Source organism: Lysinibacillus sp. BS3 (assembly GCF_039614735.1).
Classification (GTDB): domain Bacteria; phylum Bacillota; class Bacilli; order Bacillales_A; family Planococcaceae; genus Lysinibacillus; species Lysinibacillus capsici.
Window position 1 is genome coordinate 836,467 of sequence record NZ_CP154860.1, and the last position, 17,329, is coordinate 853,795.

Consider the following 17,329-nt stretch of genomic DNA (forward strand, 5'->3'; position numbering starts at 1 on the left):
CCACCTCACTCATTATTGCATTTTTAAAATCGCTTCCAATTCTGCATGTGGTCGCGGAATCACATGTACAGATAATAGCTCTCCAACACGTTGTGCAGCTGCTGCTCCTGCATCTGTTGCGGCTTTTACAGCCCCTACATCCCCACGAACAAGCACCGTGACAATACCGCCACCCACATGGACTTTACCCACAATATTCACGTTGGCAGCCTTGACCATTGCATCAGCTGCTTCAATAGAGCCCACTAAGCCCTTTGTTTCAATCATTCCTAATGCGCCTAAATTCATTTCGTATCCCTCCTTCTATTAAAATGCCTCTGCATCTTCAGGTAATGTTTGGCCACCATCAATAATGATCGATTGACCCGTAATAAAGCCTGCCTCCTTACTACTAAGGAACAATGCAGCATACGCTATATCCTCCACACGACCAAGGCTACCAAAAGGAATCGCCTTCGCCATCTTCTGTAGATAGGTGTCACCAAGACCATCTAAGCCTTCTGTTGCGATATTTCCTGGTAACACGGCATTGACCGTAATATGATAGGGTGCTAATTCAAGAGCCGCAGTCCGCATAAACCCTAATTGAGCTGCCTTACTTGCGGCATAATGTGTCCATCCAGCATAGCCAGTCACTGGACCCGTTATCGACGAGGTAATAATGACCCTGCCAGCATTCGCTTTCTTTAAATGGGGCACGCAAGCTTTGACAGCAAACATCGTTCCTCTGGCATTGACATTTAATACCTGATCCCAATGGTCCGTCGTCATGTCCTCTAGTTTCATCGAGGGAAAAATACCAGCATTGGCACATAAAATATCGATGGAACCAAAAGAGTTAGCAACCTCCGTAGCCATGCTTTCAACAGATTCATAGTTTTCAACATCAACAGTGGCAGCAGAAGCGGAGAGTCCTTGCGCTTGTAATTGATTTGCTACATCTGTGGCAGCTTCCATACCTCTTGCTGCAATCACCACATGAGCACCCTGTTCAGCAAATACGGTAGCAATCCCCTTCCCAATTCCTTTACTACCACCAGTAACTATGACAACCTTCCCTGTTAAATCGACCTTCAACTCGTTCCTCCACCTTTCCTTTTATTCATTTTAAGTACTTGGCTTTTTCGCAATTTCTGTTACTAATCCATTCACCGCGATATCTGGCCTTAAAATAGTTGAAGAGGCAATCCATTGGTTGGCTGCTTTAGCTAGTTGTGTACCAATGGCTATCGCTTCCTGAATGGCCGCTGTGTCCCCTTCAATGGCAATGGTTACTAGAGCCAAATCGATGGTTTCTTGTCGAAGTATTCGAATATCCGCTGCTTTAAGCATAGCATCTGCGATTCGTATTGAAATCGCAAGTCCTCTTGTCTCCACAATACCAATCGATTTCATCATGTAACAACACTCCTGCTAATATCTTTGTATCGTCATTCCCTTTTCCTGAATCATTTCTTGTGCTAGTGGTGTAAGTTTTGTGTGGGCAGGTAGTGTCAGCCGTTTCCCCTTGTACGATTGAAGCATCTCTGCTGTCAAATAGTTTGCCACTATAGTCGAACGAGCCGGTTCCTCTTGCTGCTTTAAAAATCGAATAAGCTGTGCAAATAACTGAATGTCACAGCCAAACTCCTTTAAGCGCTCTATATGATGCAGCAACATTTTCATGTAAGGATTCGGTTCCTTTGCTGTGACAACAGCAGATAATTTTTCATTTGGAATTAAAATTGCTGTTTGATTGCTAACCAGCAGCTCAGACAGGTACAAGGCTGCCGGTGTAGTAGGCAAGCCTTGGGCACTGCTGACGATAAATGCTTGATCCACTTCGAGAAAAACAATAGCATCGTAGAATAGCTGAGTGGGACTTGTGGTTTCATTTGCCTGCCACTCCTCAACATGGCAATAGCTTTGTAATACGTCCACCTGTTTCTTAGAAATGGTCGTATGAGAATGGACAAGCAAAAGTCTTTTATGCTTTTTATCCATCATTGATATGACTACTTCTTCGATGATTCTCTGTAATTCTTTTATATCCATACCTGTCACTCCATTTTGATAAGCTTGCCAATTGTATGCTGTTGAAGAGCGGCGGCATTCGCTTCATCTGTATCTACATGCATCTCAAGGACGAATGCTGAGGAGACACGCACAACCACATTCATTAATCGTAGCTGACGTCCATCCCCACAGATTTCAACCGTCACGATTTCCTTATCTTGGACATTGAAGGCAGCAGCATCGGATACAGCCATGTGAATATGTGCTTGTGCAATAATCAATCCTTGTGTTTTATGGCGAGTTCCATGAGGTCCAATCAATGTGATTGATTCAGATTTTTCTAAGTCGCCTGACATACGAATTGGTGGTGTTACACCCAGCTTGATGGCATCCGTTTGACTGATTTCGATTTGGGTTGCAGTGCGAAATGGGCCTAAAACCCGAACCTTGTCAATTTGGCCTTTGGGTCCCTTAATCGTTAGAACATGCTGTGAAGCAAATTGACCTGGCTGGGAAAGTTCCTTCCATTTCTGTAACGCTGCGTCTCTACCAAATAAATAATAGAAATCCTCCTCATTAACATGACAATGACGGGCAGAAATCGCAATCGGGATACTTTGATTTGTAACTTCAGTGGCATGTATTTGATTGTTTGTCATCACAATCCCTCACTTTTCACTTAGGTAAAATTGCGTATAATTCTGAATGAGGGCGTGGAATAACATGTACCGATAATAGCTCACCTACCCGACGTGCGGCCTCAGAGCCTGCATCCGTCGCTGCCTTGACTGCCCCGACATCACCTGTCACCAGCACCGTCACAATGCCGCCACCAACATGTACTTTCCCTACAATATTGACGTTTGCTGCCTTTACCATGGCATCTGCCGCCTCAATTGATCCGATTAAGCCTCTTGTTTCAATCATGCCTAAAGCTCCATTTATCTCTACGCTCATTTCCTTTTCCTCCTCTAATTACTTAGCTTTGTGAGTACTTCCTCTACAATCTTTTCAATGGACAACCTGTCAATAGACACCCCTTCAATTGCTTGCATCGCTGGAGCCTGTATATTTTGTGGATGCTTTGGGGGTGGAATCGTTAGTTCCTTCACACCATAGGCCACTCTTTTTTTATTTAATAAATGATGTGCAGAAATATTATCACTCGTAATATTTCCCCCATAGGCCCCACAGCCCAATGTAAAGGAAGGCGTTAAACTTGTCGTACCGCCTGCAGCCCCAACAGATGCTAAAGTATTGACTAATATTCTGGACACGGGCATTTGAGCGGCAAACTGCTTAACAAAATGTTCGTCCTGTGCATGAATAGCCAGGCTATGTCCTCTCCCTCCAACGTCAAGCAAGCGACGGCAAATCTTTACTGCTTCTTCCTGAGAACGAGCCGTATAAAGACCTAGGATGGGAGAAAGCTTCTCCATGGAAAATGGATACTCCTTCCCAATCTGATGTTCCTCCGCGACTAATACGCGTGTATGTCGAGGGACATCAATATTAGCCATTTGGGCTATTACGGTTGCTGGCTTCCCGACAATTTGGCTATTTAATGTACGAGCTACTGGTGAAATCACCTTTGCTAATTTTTCCTTGTCCTGCCCACTTAGAAGGATGGCCCCATTTTCTGCTAAAGCAGCCATCACCTGTGCTTTGACCTCCTGATGTACGACAATAGCTTGTTCTGTGGCACAGATCGTACTATTATCAAATGATTTACTATCGATAATTTGCTTCATTGCCTCGTTCACATTTGCTGTGCGATCAATATAGACAGGAACATTCCCAGGGCCAACACCATAGGCTGGTTTCCCTGAGCTATAGGCAGCTTTGACAAGCCCTGCTCCACCAGTTGCTAAAATTAGCTGTACATCACGATGATGCATAAGTTCCTCTGTTCCTTTTATTGTTGGATGGCTAATCCATTGAATAAGTCCCTCTGGCGCCCCTGCACGAACGGCTGCCTGCTGACAAATTTTCAATGCCTCGATAGTGCAGTTGACTGCTGTTGGATGAGGACTAAAGACAATGGCATTTTGCGCCTTTAGGGCAATTAGCGTTTTAAAAATGGCTGTAGCAGTCGGGTTCGTAACAGGTGTAACTGCCGCAATAACACCGAATGGATAAGCAATTTCCACCTGCCTTGCTACCCTATCCTCGTGTATAACGCCAATTGTCTTTTCATGCCGAATGGCTTCATAGACACCTTGAGAAGCCAACTCATTTTTTATTTTTTTATGTTCAATAATGCCCATCTTTGTTTCCGTAACAGCTAATACAGCAAGATTTTCTGCCTGTTTATAAGCAGCTTGGGCAATGGCCTCGACAATTCGATCGACCTGCTCTTGCGTAAAGCTGGCATACATTTTTTGCGCAATCGAAGCGGCTGCTATTCCGTCTCTTGCCTCTTGTATCGAAACCAAATCTTGGTCTCTCACCATATGACGAACCTCCCGTCATGTAAATTTTTTTAGGGCAATTAAGTCGCTCGAATTAGCTACAGAGACAGTGCCTGATGATTGCTGGTGCAGACTTTGCCAATGCTGTAATTCATGCGTAGATAATGCTACATATGCAGGGGCAGTTGTTTGCTGCGTCTGATGTTGGTTTTCTTTTATTAATCGAAATGATTGCCATTCCTGTAATTCCTCATTTGATAACGTTTTAGAAGCTTGTTCAGGCTGAGAGCCTTGCGTTAGTTTTTCCAATACCAATTCAGTAATCTTGGCAATTAGCTGATTGTCCATATGCTCACTCCTTTTCGATTAGCATGGTGAGAACAGATTCGTCATACGCTTCAATAATTGCGGTTGCATCAGGTAAATAATCCTTTGGGTATGTGGCACTAGGAATGATGCCAATTGAAAAGCACATGCCAGCATTTTTAGCAAAGAGCATATCTGCATTCGAATCGCCAATCATCACGGCTTTCTCAAGCGATACTTGAAACTGTTCCTTTGCCACATATGCTAAGTCTGGGAAGGGCTTACTGGATGTAGCTTGGTCACTTCCTAGAACGAAATCAAACAAAGCTAATAACTCTAGCTGTTGTAAATGAGATTTGGCTCGTGCCGTTTGATCAGCTGTAATCACCCCTAATTTCTTCCCTTTATTTTTTAAGGTTATTAAGAGATTACGAATACCTGGTAATGCCTGTACCTTGCTATTTTCCTGCTGCGATGTGGCTAAGTTGGAAGCTGCTCTCGCAAGTGTTACCCCTTTGCTCCATGGGATTCCCTGCTGATAGAGTAAGAACGCCACGATCGTCTCAGCTTCTTGTATACTTCCAATAGCTAGAGGACTCGTTGGGTCAATCGTTGTTCCATTGTCATTAACCCCTATGTTTCTTAAAAAAGTTTGTAAGGAAAAATAGATCTCTAAGTCTGAATTTACAGTTAAATTAGCATATAAATTTTTGGCCCAGGCAATCCATAAAGAATCCATTTCTATGATTGTTCCATCCTTATCAAAAATGACCCATTCCACTTTTGTCATAGGAAAACCCATCCCTTTATTTATTCTCGTATAGCCTCTATTGGCGATACTGGTGCTTGCACCTCTACCTGCACTGTAGCGTCCTTCGCAAAGCGTTCCTCTGGTGCATCCTCGTTAATATGGTGTCTTGCCCACACCCAATAATAGATCGTTGCCACAGCAAAAACAGCCAAACAAACGATGAAAAAAGTCAAATTCGCAAAGAAGCTCGCAAAGATAGCAATGACGGCTAGCACAAGTGAGACAATAGGCGTAAATGGATACAGCGGTGTCTTAAAGGTACGTACTAAATGAGGTTCTTTTTTACGCAAAATCAACACCGATAAATTCATCGTAATATACGATACTAATGCCCCAAATGTAGAAATTAAAATTAAATCATCTGGATTAAATAAAATGACTAACACTAACCCGATAAAGCCTGGCAAAATAATGGCCATATATGGTGTCTGACGCTTTTTATGCATCTTCGATAACATGCTTGGCAAATAGCCTGCACGTGATAAAGCATAGACCTGACGAGAGTAAGCCAAAATCACACCCGAAAAGCTTGCAATTAGTCCTACTAAGCCAACAGATGCTAAAATCTGCGCCAACCAATACGTATTTCCAAAAACAGCGGCAATCGCTGCTGGCAATGGATCTTCAGCAACCGTCATGACATCGATGCCAGCTAGCCCAATGGCAACAGTTGTTGTCAAAATGGATAAAATCAGCAAGGTCACCATACCTGAAATTAACCCCTTCGGCATGTCCTTCTGCACATCTCTCGTCTCCTCCGATAACATAGGCAACATCTCGATTGCTAGGAATAGCCACATCGCATAGGGCAATGCTGACCAGATGCCTTTAAATCCACCTGGTATAAGATCGCCATTCTCAGGGAATAAATGGCCCACATTAATTTGCGGTAAACCAACGAAATACATTAAGACTAGTAAGCCTAAAGCAATAAAAACAAGCACCATTTCGATCGTGGCATATTCTTTAATGCCAATAATATGAACCCCCATGAACAGAGCATACATAAAGGCAGCTGCCACCACTGTCGGTACGGCTGGAAACAAAAAGCTGATATAGCCCCCAATACCAATCGCGATAATTGGTGCGGCAATGACATATTGCAGCACGACACCAACTCCTGTAATAAAACCGATATAACGCCCCATCGCCCGTCGAGCAAAGGAGTAAGGTCCTCCTGCATAAGGTAACATCGTCGATAATTCAGAAATACCTAAGGTCATCGTTAAATACATAATCGCCATAAATAATGTGGCAATGAGCATTCCTAAAAAACCAGATTGACTTAAACCAAAATTCCAGCCAAAGTAGTTCCCAGAAATCACAATGCCGACGCCAATTGTCCATAAATGGATGGGTGTAAGGGCTTTCTTTAATACGATGATTTCATCCTTTTTCGAAGACATGTTATTCGCCACCTTTTATCGTTATTTAGTTGGTACAGTCTTGATACTTTTCTACATAGGCTTTCACTAAATCATCACTCTGAAGCGTGTAATTTTCACCAAGTAAGCGCGTTGTCTCATTATCACGACTTCCAATCCACGAAATAAGCTGTAGTCTTCTCATTAATATAAAAGTTGGAATCATTTCTTTTTCTGCGTCTGTTAATAATCGAATTTTGCTATAGCCCTTAACCCATGAAGCGATCAACTCATCAAGATAAGGCATGTGCTCAATAAAGCTCACCGATGTGGCTAAATCATATAAAAACCACCCAAAACCACAATCATCAAAATCAATCACTTTAATTTCGTCCCCATAGATGAGTAAATTAGCTAAGCGTAAATCCGCATGGATAAGACCAAATCGTGTTTTCTCTTTTCCAAATGCCTCAAGCTTCTTTTGAATGATATGTGATGCTTCCTCATATAAAGCGATTCGTGCAGGGGTCATTCCTAGTCCATCCTGCCATCTCGCCCATTTTGGAGATTGACCTAGAATCGTGTCATAGTCCCATGTCATGCGCTGAAAGGCTTGGTAATAATCATGCTGCTCGATTGTGTGTTTATGGAACATGGCTGTAATTTCGCCTAATGTTTCAAATTGCTGAATTAAGTCATCTTCATTATTCTCATCAGGAGCATTGCCCTCCAAAAATGTAAATAATGTGCTATAATATATCGTGTCATTATACGAATGAGCATGTACGTAGTCACCGTCATCTGCTCGCATCGGTAGTGATACATCAATAGGAGATTGCTCATGGAGCGAGTTTAACCAGGCAATCTCCGCTTCGATCTCCTCTTTTTTATGGTAATTTGGTCGGCTGATCCTCAGAATATATTTTTTGCCCTGCCCATCTTCTACGAGATACGTCGCATTTTCGGAATAATCAATCATTTTACAAGATGCTTCTAGTAAACAACTAAACTCCTTTAATGCATCATTTGCTGCTTGATGAAAGTTGGAAAGGACCAATTCTAAATCTATGAAATCCATTTGACCCATCTAGAAAACCCCCTGTTTACTAAATTGACAAGCTTTCTTTCCTTTAATAGCGTGCAAATTTCACAAGCTGCGCTGCTTCTTTTATGCCCGCCTCACATTTTTCAAGCAATTCATCACAGTACGCTTTATCACATAATAGCCCTGGCTTAAATTGCAACACACGTGTATCCAGCATTGAATAAATGGCCCATACACCATGTTTGTACAAGGAGCTCATCACATATTTAGCCCCTTCAGGATGATTAAATTCTAGGCCCATAACAACGCCAAGCTGACGAATGCCCACAAAGAAATCAGGATATTGTTGTTGAATACGCTCTAAACCACTTCGTAGATAACGAGCAACATATTCTACATTCTTTACTACTTCAGGACGTTGGGAGATTTCTAATACTTTCATCGCCACTACACAACCTAGTTCTGCTCCACCAAATGTAGAAATATGGGCTAGTCCATCTTCTTCCATCCAGCCGCCTGCTCGTTCATTGACCACTGTAGCTGCAATTGGATAGATACCGCCACTTAGCCCCTTTGCTGTTACCAGAATATCCGGTTTCACCCCATAATGCTCAATTCCCCACAGCTTACCTGTTCTCATCAAGCCCGTTTGCACCTCATCTGCAATATATAATGCCCCGTATCGTTCACAAAGTGATTTGACATCAGCCAAGTAATTAGCAGTGGGCAAGGGGAAACCATATGTCGCAGGAATAGTCTCGATAATTACGCTAGCTACATCCCCTCTAGCAAGCTCTCGTTCCATTGCCGCCAGATCATTGAAAGGTACGTGCACAAATTCATGGGGACTGCCCTCACTTAAAAATGGTTTTGAATAGCGTTCATTGCCAAGCGAAACCGCAAGACCTGTGTGTCCATGATATCCATTTTTAATGGAAATCGTTTTTTTACGTTTTGTAGCATAACGCGCACACTTTAGAGCAACATCAATTGCTTCACTTCCACCACTAGAGAAAATAGAATATGTTAAGCCTTCTGGTGTGCAGGCTGCTAATTTTTCAGCTAACTGTGCACGTGCAGTAGATGGAAAATGATGATTGCCAATGTCAAAATAATTGGTTCCTTCCACTAATGCAGCAATGACTTCTGGATTACGATGGCCAAGGTTATATGTTCCGCCATTGAGATGCGCATTCATTAATTTTTTGCCATCCACATCGTAGAAATAATAGCCCTCTCGTTTCCCGATAACAACATCGACACCATCGATTTGCCACTGTTTCGTTTTTCCTGGATTCCACCAGTCAATTGATTTTTGTAAGGTTGCCTGTTTATTTGCAAAATAGTCCATAGTTTCCACCTTCCTATACATTGACGTCATCCAACATTTCACCTGCAATGAATAATTCCACTTTTTTCTGCTGTAATCGTTCCTGCCATTGTGTGGAGCTCTTTTGATCTGTAATCACCATCGAAACGTCCTCTAAATGACAAATATGCGCAAATGTAGAGACACCAAATTTCGTATGGTCCGCTAAAATAATCGTATTTTCTGCCCGCTCTATTAATTTCTTTGAAATCGCTGCGCCCGTAATATCATAGTCGGTAATACCATCTGCTAACGAAATTCCGCCTGCAGCAACAAAGGCTTTATTTGCCTTTAGTTGATTAAAAAATAAATCAGCTAATGGACCTCCCATAAATTTTTGTCGATGTTCATATTCTCCTCCCGCAAAGAGCACCTTCCCTTGAAAGCATTCTGCGGCTAATGATAGAACTGGGAGTGAATTTGTGACGACAATGACGTTGGGCTTATCACCTAAATAACGAACGATTTCATAGGCTGTTGTACCATGACCGATAAAGATAACATCACCGTCTTCCACAATATTTGCAGCAGCCTTACAAATCCTTCTCTTCTCTATATTGTTAAGTGACGTTTTCTGTTCAAAGGTCCTCTCATACTTTTCCTTTGCCTTCACAGCCCCCCCATAGACTTTGTGTAGAAGCCCTTCCTTCTCCAATCGATCCATATCTCTACGTATAGTCTCGCCTGATACATTTAATAGCTGCTCTGCATCACTTACCTTCACTTTTCCTTCTAAATCTAAAATATCTAAAATCACTTTTTTACGTTCCTCAAACGAAAGAGACATACATCATCACTCCAAACACAAAGTTAAATCCAACAAAATCCACAAATCCAACACTTTATTTCTGTATTTATGTGGATTTGTTTTGAATTTTAAATAATAGTTTAATAATTGTCAATACTCTGAATATTATTTTCTGTTTGATTTTTTCTCTCTAAAACCACTTATTTCTCTTAAGCGTAAAATGAAAACTCCACAAAAAACCAATTTCAGTTGTCTCCAACTGCTCTCTAAAACCTTTTTTAAAATATTTTTCTACAACTATTTTTTCCCATAAAAAATCCCCCTTCATGGTAGAAACCATAAAGGGAGATGACGAGATTATTTTGTTAATTCCTCTACAAATTCAACAGGTACGTATGTTTTGCCAGATTCTAATAAAGCAGGGGCTACTTTAAATTGGCGAAGCGCTTTATTATAACCATATTCTTTTTGACCTCGCGTAATTGTATACGAAAGGGCTCCTTTTGAAACAATGGCACCTTTTGGCGTTACTTCTACTTTAAAGCCTAGCTTTTCAGCGATTAAGCGTAGCGGCACCATTTTTGTCCCATCTACTTCGTAAAAGTCTTTATTGATAATTTCTTGAACCGCTGAATCAACTGGAGCTGGTTCTGGTGTTGGAGCTGGATCCACTTCAACAGGCTCTTCCTTCTCAATTGTATCTAATACTATCACTTTTGATGGCGGTGTTTGAGCAGGGATGCTCATCGTTGCGATTGTGTAGAACACCACTAAATGCTGCTCTTTTAAATCGTCCACTTTCACAGCTTTGCCAGTAGCACTTGCTAGCTTCGTGTCTTCCCCAACATTTAACTTGAGGTTATTTTCAGTATCCACTAAATCTTTATTGAAGAAATCCACTTCCACGCTACCCATTTCTTCTGTTTCTACAATGATTACTTCTGGGTTGTATTGTGGTGGATAAATCGCAAGCATCGGCTTCTTGGCATATGAGTAAGCTGACACCTTATCTCCTTTTTGAAGCTTGGCTTCTTTTCCCATATTGTCAAAAACTAATGAGTCTTTATTGGCAATCACAATATTTGTATTGTCACCATCAACCACTGTATAGTATGTGGCATTTTCACGTACTTCTACGTTTTCAACTGTACCTGTCACTTTAATAAAAATAGGCTGCACTTGTTGCTCCGAAGTTTCTGCGTTAATCACAGTAGCCTCTCCTTCGTTCGCTGATGCAGTTGGAGCTCCAATCGCGCCCCCTAATAATAATGCTGACATAGCAAATGGTACGACTTTCGTCATTTTCATACAAAAAGCATCTCCTTCATTTTCCCGAATTCAATAAAGTAGTCGTGTTCACACGAAAAAGGTTACAAACTGTCTCCATTTTTATGGCTAGAGCTTTGCTTCCTCATTTTGAGCTATAGCGATTTGCGAGCGACTTCTCTTGAATATTCGATTTACTAGATGGCGGTGCTTTGCTTTTGGATATTCGCTTCTTCGCAATTTTATTCTCCCCTGATCAAAAGATAAATCTCAGACGATTCAGGATGCGCTGTAAGAAATACTGGTTTTCGCTTTGCTGGGTTCTTAGCTCACGGGCGACGTCGGGGTGGTCAGTGATGACGCCGCTGACATTTTTTTCGATAAAGGTTTGCAGGGAGCGGTCGTCATTGAGTGTCCAAACAAATAAATCGGTCGGATGTTGCTTCAATTCTTGGATAAGCTGCTCCGTTACCCAGGATTCCTCCAGTGCGATAAAATCAACATTTTCCTCCATCGGTCCAATATTGAGTGCATAGACAATACCGACTCGCAAATTCGGCACCAATTTTTTTAATTGCGTCATTTTCTGTCCATCAGCGGATTGCACATAATAGGAATCTAGCACCTTGTATTTTCGTAGCTTCTCTACTAATTTAGGTAAAACATCTTCTGTTTCTTGACCATGCACCTTTAATTCGATTAGAAGCGCCACATCTAACGCTTTGGCAATTTCAATACAATCATCTAATGAAGCAATTTTATCGCTAAAGCCATTTTGATGAATGGTTAACGTTTTTAGTTCGCTCAGGGTCATATTCGCAATAACACCATTTTTACCTGCTAACCTTCGTAATGTTCGATCATGGAAGACGACGAATTCCCCATCCACCGTTTGTTGAATGTCGATTTCAATTAAATCTGCCCCCGCATTGGCTGCACTCACCAATCCACTAATTGTATTTTCTACATTGCCTGCTACATAGCCGCGGTGGGCAATAATTTTGGTATCTGGCGCATAGACACTTTTCTCTAATGAATTGATATTCATCATACTTAATACGAGAAACACAATGCCACTGATCAATAGTAATGGCTTATAGTGCCGCTTCCGATGTGTAGTTCCGCTCAATTTGCCTATAACTAGCGTATTATACGTGATGGCGACCATAACTTGTGAAAACATCGCCTGTAATAAACTAAATAGCACCACAAAGACCATTTCTAAAAAGGCTAGTGTCAGCCCAGCCGTAACCAAGGCTGCACTTGGCATTAAACGTTCAATTAAATAGAGGGGAAACGTAGCGACCACTGTGATACCAAGCATCATCAACAGATGACCTGTTAAAAGCATAGCTAGTAGCACGACTAGTTCAAATAATCCACGCTTGGAAAATCGCCAGCTTTGCTTAAAAGAACGCAAAATAGAGATGTTCGGCTGGATTGTAAAGATAGGTAACGTTAAGATGCTTCGAATACCTATCATCACGATAATGCTTGCCACCGCAGCATATGCTAGCCTACCCGCTCGACTACTCATGATTTCTTCAGTTAGAAAATGTGGTAGGGAGATGGATTGAGTCAATGTAAGGGGTAGCATAAAGGAAGCTAGTGGCATTAATAGTGCTAAATAGACGATGAGAAATAGAACTTGCACACTAAAAAAATAGACAACCTTGCGATTTAATTGTTGCCATAAAGGAAGAAATCGGTAGCGAAGTCCTCGTTGCTGATGAAAGGCCATGAGAAATAGAAAGCCCATCTCATAATATACAAATAATAAAAACAGCAAAATTAATAGACAAATCATTATCATCACAAAGGGATGCGTCACAAAGCTTTGCCAATTTTGCTCAGTAATATGTGTAAACCCTGTTACTTGTAGCATGAGCTTCAATACGATAGAGGTTACAGGGATCATTAATAAAAACTGAAAGATTCTAATTAATGCGAAAACCTGTACATAATCGAATCGATAAACATAAATATTATGGACAGCCTGTCGCATTACTTGTCCTGCCTTGTGCACATACTCACCCCTATCATGCTGTTAAAATCGCTCACTACTAACGTATGTTTTGACTGCTATGACCCATTCCTCGAAGCCAATAAAATAGCACTCCTCTATACCAAAGTAGGCGTCAATTTTTGTATTAATCGTGACATTCACCATTTTTTTGAAACTTTTTAGCAGGCCACCCTGTATATAACTAGATACCCGCTACAGAAAGGAGCGCAAACATGAAATTCAACCTTGGTGATATCATTAGTACAACCGTTCTTTTATGTATGTTTCTAGCGATCTTTTTCGTAATGATCCATATGATCAAAAAAATGAAATCCACTGCCCCTGTGTCTCCTCCACCAACCATGCAACAGCAAGTAGAGGACTTATCAAAACGTGTGTCAACCCTAGAACAACAAGTAAAACAATTAACTGACAAACAATAGTCCCATAAAAAAATCGCTGGGAAGGATAACCTTCTCAGCGATTTTCATATACTATCTGACCATTCACAACCGTACATGCGACTTGAATGTGTGGAAGCTGCTCCATCTCTACCGTAAAAACGTCTTCTTGTAAAATCGTAAAGTCTGCAGCAAAGCCTTCTGCAATTTTGCCACGCATCAATTGCTGTCCAATGATTTCAGCCGCTCCTACTGTATACAAACGGACTGCCTCAAATCGGGAAATTTTCTCATGAGGGTTATAGCCATCATGTGTTTCCTCAAAATTTCTTCTAGTGACAGCCGCATAAATACCATGCAACGGGTTTGGCACTTCAATTGGCGCATCACTGCCGCCTGCGACAATCAGCCCTCTGTCAAGAAGCGATTTTAAAGGATGTAAGCCCTGTGCGCGCTCCTCTCCAAGTCTCGATAGCTCTGCTTGGTATTCTCCCTGTACAAACTGCGGCTGCATATCCACTGCCACTGGTAATGCAGCTAGCTTGGCTAATAGTTCCTCATCGACTAAGCTACAGTGAATTACGCGATCAAGCTGACCTTCCTGAGGAGGATATGCCGCAAAAACGTCTAAAATCGTGTCGATTGCTAAATCCCCAATGGCATGCACGGCAACGGTTTGTCCATATTGACGTGCCAGCTGAACATAGCTTGTTAATTGCTCAGTTGTATGAATAAGCATCCCTGCATTGTCCGAATCATCGCAGTAAGGCTGACGTAGTGCAGCCGTACGACCTCCAAAGGCTCCATCAATAAAAATTTTCATCGCACCAAACTCCAAAAATGGTGAGGAAGCTAAATCCATCTTCGCAACCTCTTCAAAGACTGTATGATGCTGTAATACATGCACCTTAAAGGATTGCTGTGCCTCTACTATTTTGCGATAAGCCTGAATCGGCTGGCTTGGCGGTCCATAATAGCTTAAATCCTCTGAATGTCCCCCTACTAAACCATAGGATTGCAATGAGGTCACCGCCTTTGTCAGTGCATCCTCAATATAAGCAGGTGTAATATGTGGCATCTGGTTAACAATTAAATACAAGGCAGCATCCTTTAGGATCCCTGTGAGCTGACCATCTACTTTGTCAATGACACCCCCCTCTGGCGAAGGAGTCCTATTTGTAATTCCTGCAAAAGCGAGTGCCTTGGAATTGGCTAGAATCAAATGATGACAGCTCCGTTTAATGATTAAATGAGCATCTCCAAGGGCATCTAGCTCTGCTAAGGTCGGAAAAACGGGCTCTTCAAATTGGTTTTCATTTAGTCCAATCGCAATGACCCATTCATGTGCTGACGCCTGAGCCATTCGCTCCTGAAGCTTCACAAGTAACGCCTCTTTACTCGTAACCGCCGATACATCAAGATGCTTGAGTTTTTCTCCGTAGCCAATAATATGTAAATGGCTGTCGACAAAGCCTGGATACATGATATTACCCTCTAAATGTTGGATAGAAGCAGCTAGTGGCGACAAGCTCTCCACTGAGCCTGTCGCCACAATTTTTCCATCTTCAACAAGGACTGCATCCACTGTTTCACCAACCTGAGCCATCGTGTAAATCTTACCACCTGTCCATAATGTTGCCAAAACAATTCCTCCCATGTCCTATGCTATTGCTTCAATTAAGTGCGCTCTTTCTAAGCGACGCCGAACGATCACACCAATCCATGCTGCAAGTACCGCTTTGACGATACCAACCACGATAAATGGTGCAACACCACCCATAAAGGCAGCTGTCCATGTATAATCTGCTACAATTTTTAACCACACTGTCCCAAACGCTAATGTAACAATCATCCCAATGATATTCGCAATAATAGCTTGAGTAAATGTAATACCAAATTTATCTAAGTATAAGCCCATAATAATGGCTGTGGCAAGGAAGCCTACAATATATCCACCTGTTGGACCAACTAAAATTCCTAGTCCACCTGACATACCGCTAAATACAGGTAAACCTGCTGCCCCTAGTAAAATATATAATAGAACAGATAACGTGCCTAATCTTGTCCCTAAAATCGTCACGATAATTCCAACCGCTAACGTTTGACCTGTAATCGGGATAAGTGGTAGTGGGATTGTTACCTGTGCTAAAACTGCGATTATTGCTGCCCCAAATGCTGCTAACACATATTGATATGTACTTCCTTTTTTCAATGTAAAAAGCCTCCCCTTGTGCGTTAACTAATAATAAAAATAAGTTAACACAAAGATAAAGCAAATGAAAACCATTGTCAATCTATTTTAGAATAAAAAAAGAAATTGCTAGATTAGCCTAGCAATTTCTTGCCAAAATCATTACCATAAAGGTTCATTCATCGGGTCTTTCTCTTGTAGCTTAAACACATATGGCGCAATTTGATAATGGTAGAAGAACATGCCCACTAAAAAGAAAATGAGACCGATAACAAAATGATGGAAAACATACTGTAGCATAATCAGCAGTGGCACTGGCATCGTCATTACACCACTGATTTGCATGGATTTTTTTGTGCGATATTGTTTTTGTCCACAATGAGGGCACACAATTTCACTATTTTTGCGATATAATTTACGTGCATCCTTCTCAGACCAACTCTCCCCACATTCAATACAAACAGGTAAACCATACCCCTTTTTCAATAGATAGCGTTTGACAATAAATGTAGCGCCTATAAAAATGCTCAGTAAAATCATTCCTCTTACATAATCCGAAGCAAATAGTGACCACCAATGCCAATTATCGGACTGTAGGCTAGCCGCCTGATGGCCTGAACCCTGTTGCCCCTTCTGTTGTGTCAAGATATAGCTAAAACCGATAACAAAAATAGTAAAGGTTGCGAACACGATGCGATACGTCCATTGACCATCTGCTTTACGTTGAACTTTTCGTCGTGCTTTTTCCGCGATTACTTGTTTGCGCTGCTGTGAGAGCTTGACATCTTGTAGCTCCTTTAATAGTTCCTCTTTAAATTGATTCATGGCGTAGCACCTCCCAATCAAAGTCACCCATTGCTGTTGCTAATTGTTTACGAGCTCGCTGTAATCTTGTGCGAATCGTTGCTTCCGGACATTGTACAAGCTGTGCAATTTCCACTGTCGACATCTCCTCAAAATAATACAAAATCAAGACCTCTCGATAGGCAACTGATAATGCAAACAGTGCCTCCACCAGCTCTTTTTTTACAGTTTTCTCTAGCATCTCCTTTTCAGGTGTCATAGCTGTTGTGCGCCCCGTGATCTTTTCAAACAATGTCAGTCGTTTACTTTTCCAACTTCGTAAATAATCGTGACTTCGATTAACCGTCATTTTCACTAAATATGTACGTAAGGATGCTTCCTGACGAAACTGTCCCTGCTTTTGATAAAAGGCGATGAACACATCCTGCACGATGTCCTCCGCCGTTGCCTTATTTTTTACATATAGATAAGCGACCTTTAGTAAGTAATCACCGTGCTCCTCGATTATCTGTTCAATAGCCATCATTGCCCTCACCTACTTTCTACACTACTGACGGTCGCCGTAACGAATGCGATTCATTTTATCAAAAAAAAATCCGTAATTTTTAAATCA

At 41.6% G+C, this 17,329-nt stretch carries 20 protein-coding genes; 1 reads left to right on the forward strand and 19 read right to left on the reverse strand.

Translation table 11 applies throughout. The features are described 5' to 3' along the window. Positions 1–12 precede the first annotated feature (12 nt). The 15 genes from AAJG31_RS04500 to AAJG31_RS04570 form a co-directional block, all read right to left on the reverse strand. Complete coding sequence (locus tag AAJG31_RS04500) at positions 13–288, reverse strand: BMC domain-containing protein (RefSeq protein WP_048390439.1); 276 nt, start codon at positions 286–288, stop codon at positions 13–15. Between the two features lie 18 nt (positions 289–306). After that, the gene (fabG, locus tag AAJG31_RS04505) at positions 307–1,077 is read right to left on the reverse strand and encodes a 3-oxoacyl-ACP reductase FabG (RefSeq protein WP_279494654.1); all 771 of its coding nucleotides are present in this window, start codon (positions 1,075–1,077) and stop codon (positions 307–309) included. 30 nt (positions 1,078–1,107) lie between these two features. Next, positions 1,108–1,398, reverse strand: coding sequence for a BMC domain-containing protein (locus AAJG31_RS04510; RefSeq protein ID WP_048390435.1), 291 nt, complete (start codon positions 1,396–1,398; stop codon positions 1,108–1,110). A gap of 15 nt (positions 1,399–1,413) precedes the next feature. Further along, positions 1,414–2,034, reverse strand: a complete 621-nt coding sequence (locus AAJG31_RS04515) for a hypothetical protein (protein WP_259419071.1) — start codon at positions 2,032–2,034, stop codon at positions 1,414–1,416. Between the two features lie 5 nt (positions 2,035–2,039). After that, the gene (pduL, locus tag AAJG31_RS04520) at positions 2,040–2,654 is read right to left on the reverse strand and encodes a phosphate propanoyltransferase (protein WP_279494653.1); all 615 of its coding nucleotides are present in this window, start codon (positions 2,652–2,654) and stop codon (positions 2,040–2,042) included. 16 nt (positions 2,655–2,670) lie between these two features. Beyond that, positions 2,671–2,952, reverse strand: coding sequence for a BMC domain-containing protein (locus AAJG31_RS04525; protein ID WP_004229005.1), 282 nt, complete (start codon positions 2,950–2,952; stop codon positions 2,671–2,673). A 14-nt stretch (positions 2,953–2,966) separates the two neighbouring features. Next, entirely contained in the window at positions 2,967–4,448 is a 1,482-nt protein-coding gene (locus tag AAJG31_RS04530; protein ID WP_279494652.1) for an aldehyde dehydrogenase family protein, read from the reverse strand. 15 nt (positions 4,449–4,463) lie between these two features. Continuing rightward, on the reverse strand, positions 4,464–4,754 hold the full coding sequence (locus AAJG31_RS04535; protein WP_004229009.1) for a hypothetical protein: 291 nt from the start codon (positions 4,752–4,754) through the stop codon (positions 4,464–4,466). 4 nt (positions 4,755–4,758) lie between these two features. Continuing rightward, positions 4,759–5,502 (reverse strand): HAD-IA family hydrolase, encoded by a 744-nt coding sequence (locus AAJG31_RS04540; protein WP_279494651.1) that lies wholly within the window; start codon positions 5,500–5,502, stop codon positions 4,759–4,761. A 20-nt stretch (positions 5,503–5,522) separates the two neighbouring features. Further along, positions 5,523–6,929: an ethanolamine permease gene (gene eat / locus AAJG31_RS04545; protein WP_048390427.1), complete on the reverse strand. Its 1,407-nt coding sequence runs from the start codon at positions 6,927–6,929 to the stop codon at positions 5,523–5,525. Positions 6,930–6,954: 25 nt separating this feature from the next. After that, positions 6,955–7,974, reverse strand: a complete 1,020-nt coding sequence (locus AAJG31_RS04550; RefSeq protein WP_279494650.1) for a phosphotransferase — start codon at positions 7,972–7,974, stop codon at positions 6,955–6,957. Positions 7,975–8,017: 43 nt separating this feature from the next. After that, a complete protein-coding gene (locus AAJG31_RS04555) occupies positions 8,018–9,283 on the reverse strand; it encodes an aminotransferase class III-fold pyridoxal phosphate-dependent enzyme (protein WP_004229019.1) in 1,266 nt (421 codons plus the stop codon). A gap of 13 nt (positions 9,284–9,296) precedes the next feature. After that, the gene (locus AAJG31_RS04560) at positions 9,297–10,088 is read right to left on the reverse strand and encodes a DeoR/GlpR family DNA-binding transcription regulator (protein ID WP_048390423.1); all 792 of its coding nucleotides are present in this window, start codon (positions 10,086–10,088) and stop codon (positions 9,297–9,299) included. A gap of 318 nt (positions 10,089–10,406) precedes the next feature. Then, entirely contained in the window at positions 10,407–11,357 is a 951-nt protein-coding gene (locus AAJG31_RS04565) for a stalk domain-containing protein (protein ID WP_279494649.1), read from the reverse strand. Between the two features lie 214 nt (positions 11,358–11,571). Beyond that, positions 11,572–13,341 carry a glycerophosphodiester phosphodiesterase gene (locus tag AAJG31_RS04570; RefSeq protein WP_279494648.1) on the reverse strand — a complete coding sequence of 590 codons (1,770 nt, stop codon included), beginning with the start codon at positions 13,339–13,341 and terminating at the stop codon, positions 11,572–11,574. A 212-nt stretch (positions 13,342–13,553) separates the two neighbouring features. Between AAJG31_RS04570 and AAJG31_RS04575 the strand changes: the two genes are divergently transcribed. Next, the gene (locus AAJG31_RS04575; protein ID WP_048390417.1) at positions 13,554–13,763 is read left to right on the forward strand and encodes a hypothetical protein; all 210 of its coding nucleotides are present in this window, start codon (positions 13,554–13,556) and stop codon (positions 13,761–13,763) included. Between the two features lie 34 nt (positions 13,764–13,797). Here the strand turns inward: AAJG31_RS04575 and AAJG31_RS04580 are convergent, their stop codons facing one another. The 4 genes from AAJG31_RS04580 to AAJG31_RS04595 all read right to left on the reverse strand — a co-directional run bounded on the left by AAJG31_RS04580 (position 13,798) and on the right by AAJG31_RS04595 (position 17,242). Beyond that, a complete protein-coding gene (locus AAJG31_RS04580) occupies positions 13,798–15,363 on the reverse strand; it encodes an amidohydrolase (protein WP_259948885.1) in 1,566 nt (521 codons plus the stop codon). 18 nt (positions 15,364–15,381) lie between these two features. After that, positions 15,382–15,933 (reverse strand): biotin transporter BioY, encoded by a 552-nt coding sequence (locus tag AAJG31_RS04585; RefSeq protein WP_004229030.1) that lies wholly within the window; start codon positions 15,931–15,933, stop codon positions 15,382–15,384. Positions 15,934–16,074: 141 nt separating this feature from the next. Further along, on the reverse strand, positions 16,075–16,737 hold the full coding sequence (locus tag AAJG31_RS04590; protein WP_259948883.1) for a TIGR04104 family putative zinc finger protein: 663 nt from the start codon (positions 16,735–16,737) through the stop codon (positions 16,075–16,077). Then, positions 16,724–17,242 (reverse strand): sigma-70 family RNA polymerase sigma factor, encoded by a 519-nt coding sequence (locus AAJG31_RS04595; RefSeq protein ID WP_259948881.1) that lies wholly within the window; start codon positions 17,240–17,242, stop codon positions 16,724–16,726. Before AAJG31_RS04595 ends, AAJG31_RS04590 begins: the two co-directional genes overlap by 14 nt. Positions 17,243–17,329 lie beyond the last annotated feature (87 nt).

Excerpts from the sequence above, each read along its gene's own strand:
- AAJG31_RS04540 (WP_279494651.1), bottom strand. The coding sequence starts at position 5,502 with ATGACAAAAGTGGAATGGGTCATTTTTGATAAGGATGGAACAATCATA.
- AAJG31_RS04510 (WP_048390435.1), bottom strand. The coding sequence starts at position 1,398 with ATGATGAAATCGATTGGTATTGTGGAGACAAGAGGACTTGCGATTTCA.
- AAJG31_RS04560 (WP_048390423.1), bottom strand. The coding sequence starts at position 10,088 with ATGTCTCTTTCGTTTGAGGAACGTAAAAAAGTGATTTTAGATATTTTA.
- AAJG31_RS04550 (WP_279494650.1), bottom strand. The coding sequence starts at position 7,974 with ATGGGTCAAATGGATTTCATAGATTTAGAATTGGTCCTTTCCAACTTT.
- AAJG31_RS04515 (WP_259419071.1), bottom strand. The coding sequence starts at position 2,034 with ATGGATATAAAAGAATTACAGAGAATCATCGAAGAAGTAGTCATATCA.
- AAJG31_RS04590 (WP_259948883.1), bottom strand. The coding sequence starts at position 16,737 with ATGAATCAATTTAAAGAGGAACTATTAAAGGAGCTACAAGATGTCAAG.
- AAJG31_RS04500 (WP_048390439.1), bottom strand. The coding sequence starts at position 288 with ATGAATTTAGGCGCATTAGGAATGATTGAAACAAAGGGCTTAGTGGGC.
- AAJG31_RS04575 (WP_048390417.1), top strand. The coding sequence starts at position 13,554 with ATGAAATTCAACCTTGGTGATATCATTAGTACAACCGTTCTTTTATGT.
- pduL (WP_279494653.1), bottom strand. The coding sequence starts at position 2,654 with ATGACAAACAATCAAATACATGCCACTGAAGTTACAAATCAAAGTATC.
- AAJG31_RS04535 (WP_004229009.1), bottom strand. The coding sequence starts at position 4,754 with ATGGACAATCAGCTAATTGCCAAGATTACTGAATTGGTATTGGAAAAA.
- eat (WP_048390427.1), bottom strand. The coding sequence starts at position 6,929 with ATGTCTTCGAAAAAGGATGAAATCATCGTATTAAAGAAAGCCCTTACA.
- AAJG31_RS04525 (WP_004229005.1), bottom strand. The coding sequence starts at position 2,952 with ATGAGCGTAGAGATAAATGGAGCTTTAGGCATGATTGAAACAAGAGGC.
- AAJG31_RS04555 (WP_004229019.1), bottom strand. The coding sequence starts at position 9,283 with ATGGACTATTTTGCAAATAAACAGGCAACCTTACAAAAATCAATTGAC.
- AAJG31_RS04530 (WP_279494652.1), bottom strand. The coding sequence starts at position 4,448 with ATGGTGAGAGACCAAGATTTGGTTTCGATACAAGAGGCAAGAGACGGA.
- AAJG31_RS04595 (WP_259948881.1), bottom strand. The coding sequence starts at position 17,242 with ATGATGGCTATTGAACAGATAATCGAGGAGCACGGTGATTACTTACTA.
- AAJG31_RS04565 (WP_279494649.1), bottom strand. The coding sequence starts at position 11,357 with ATGAAAATGACGAAAGTCGTACCATTTGCTATGTCAGCATTATTATTA.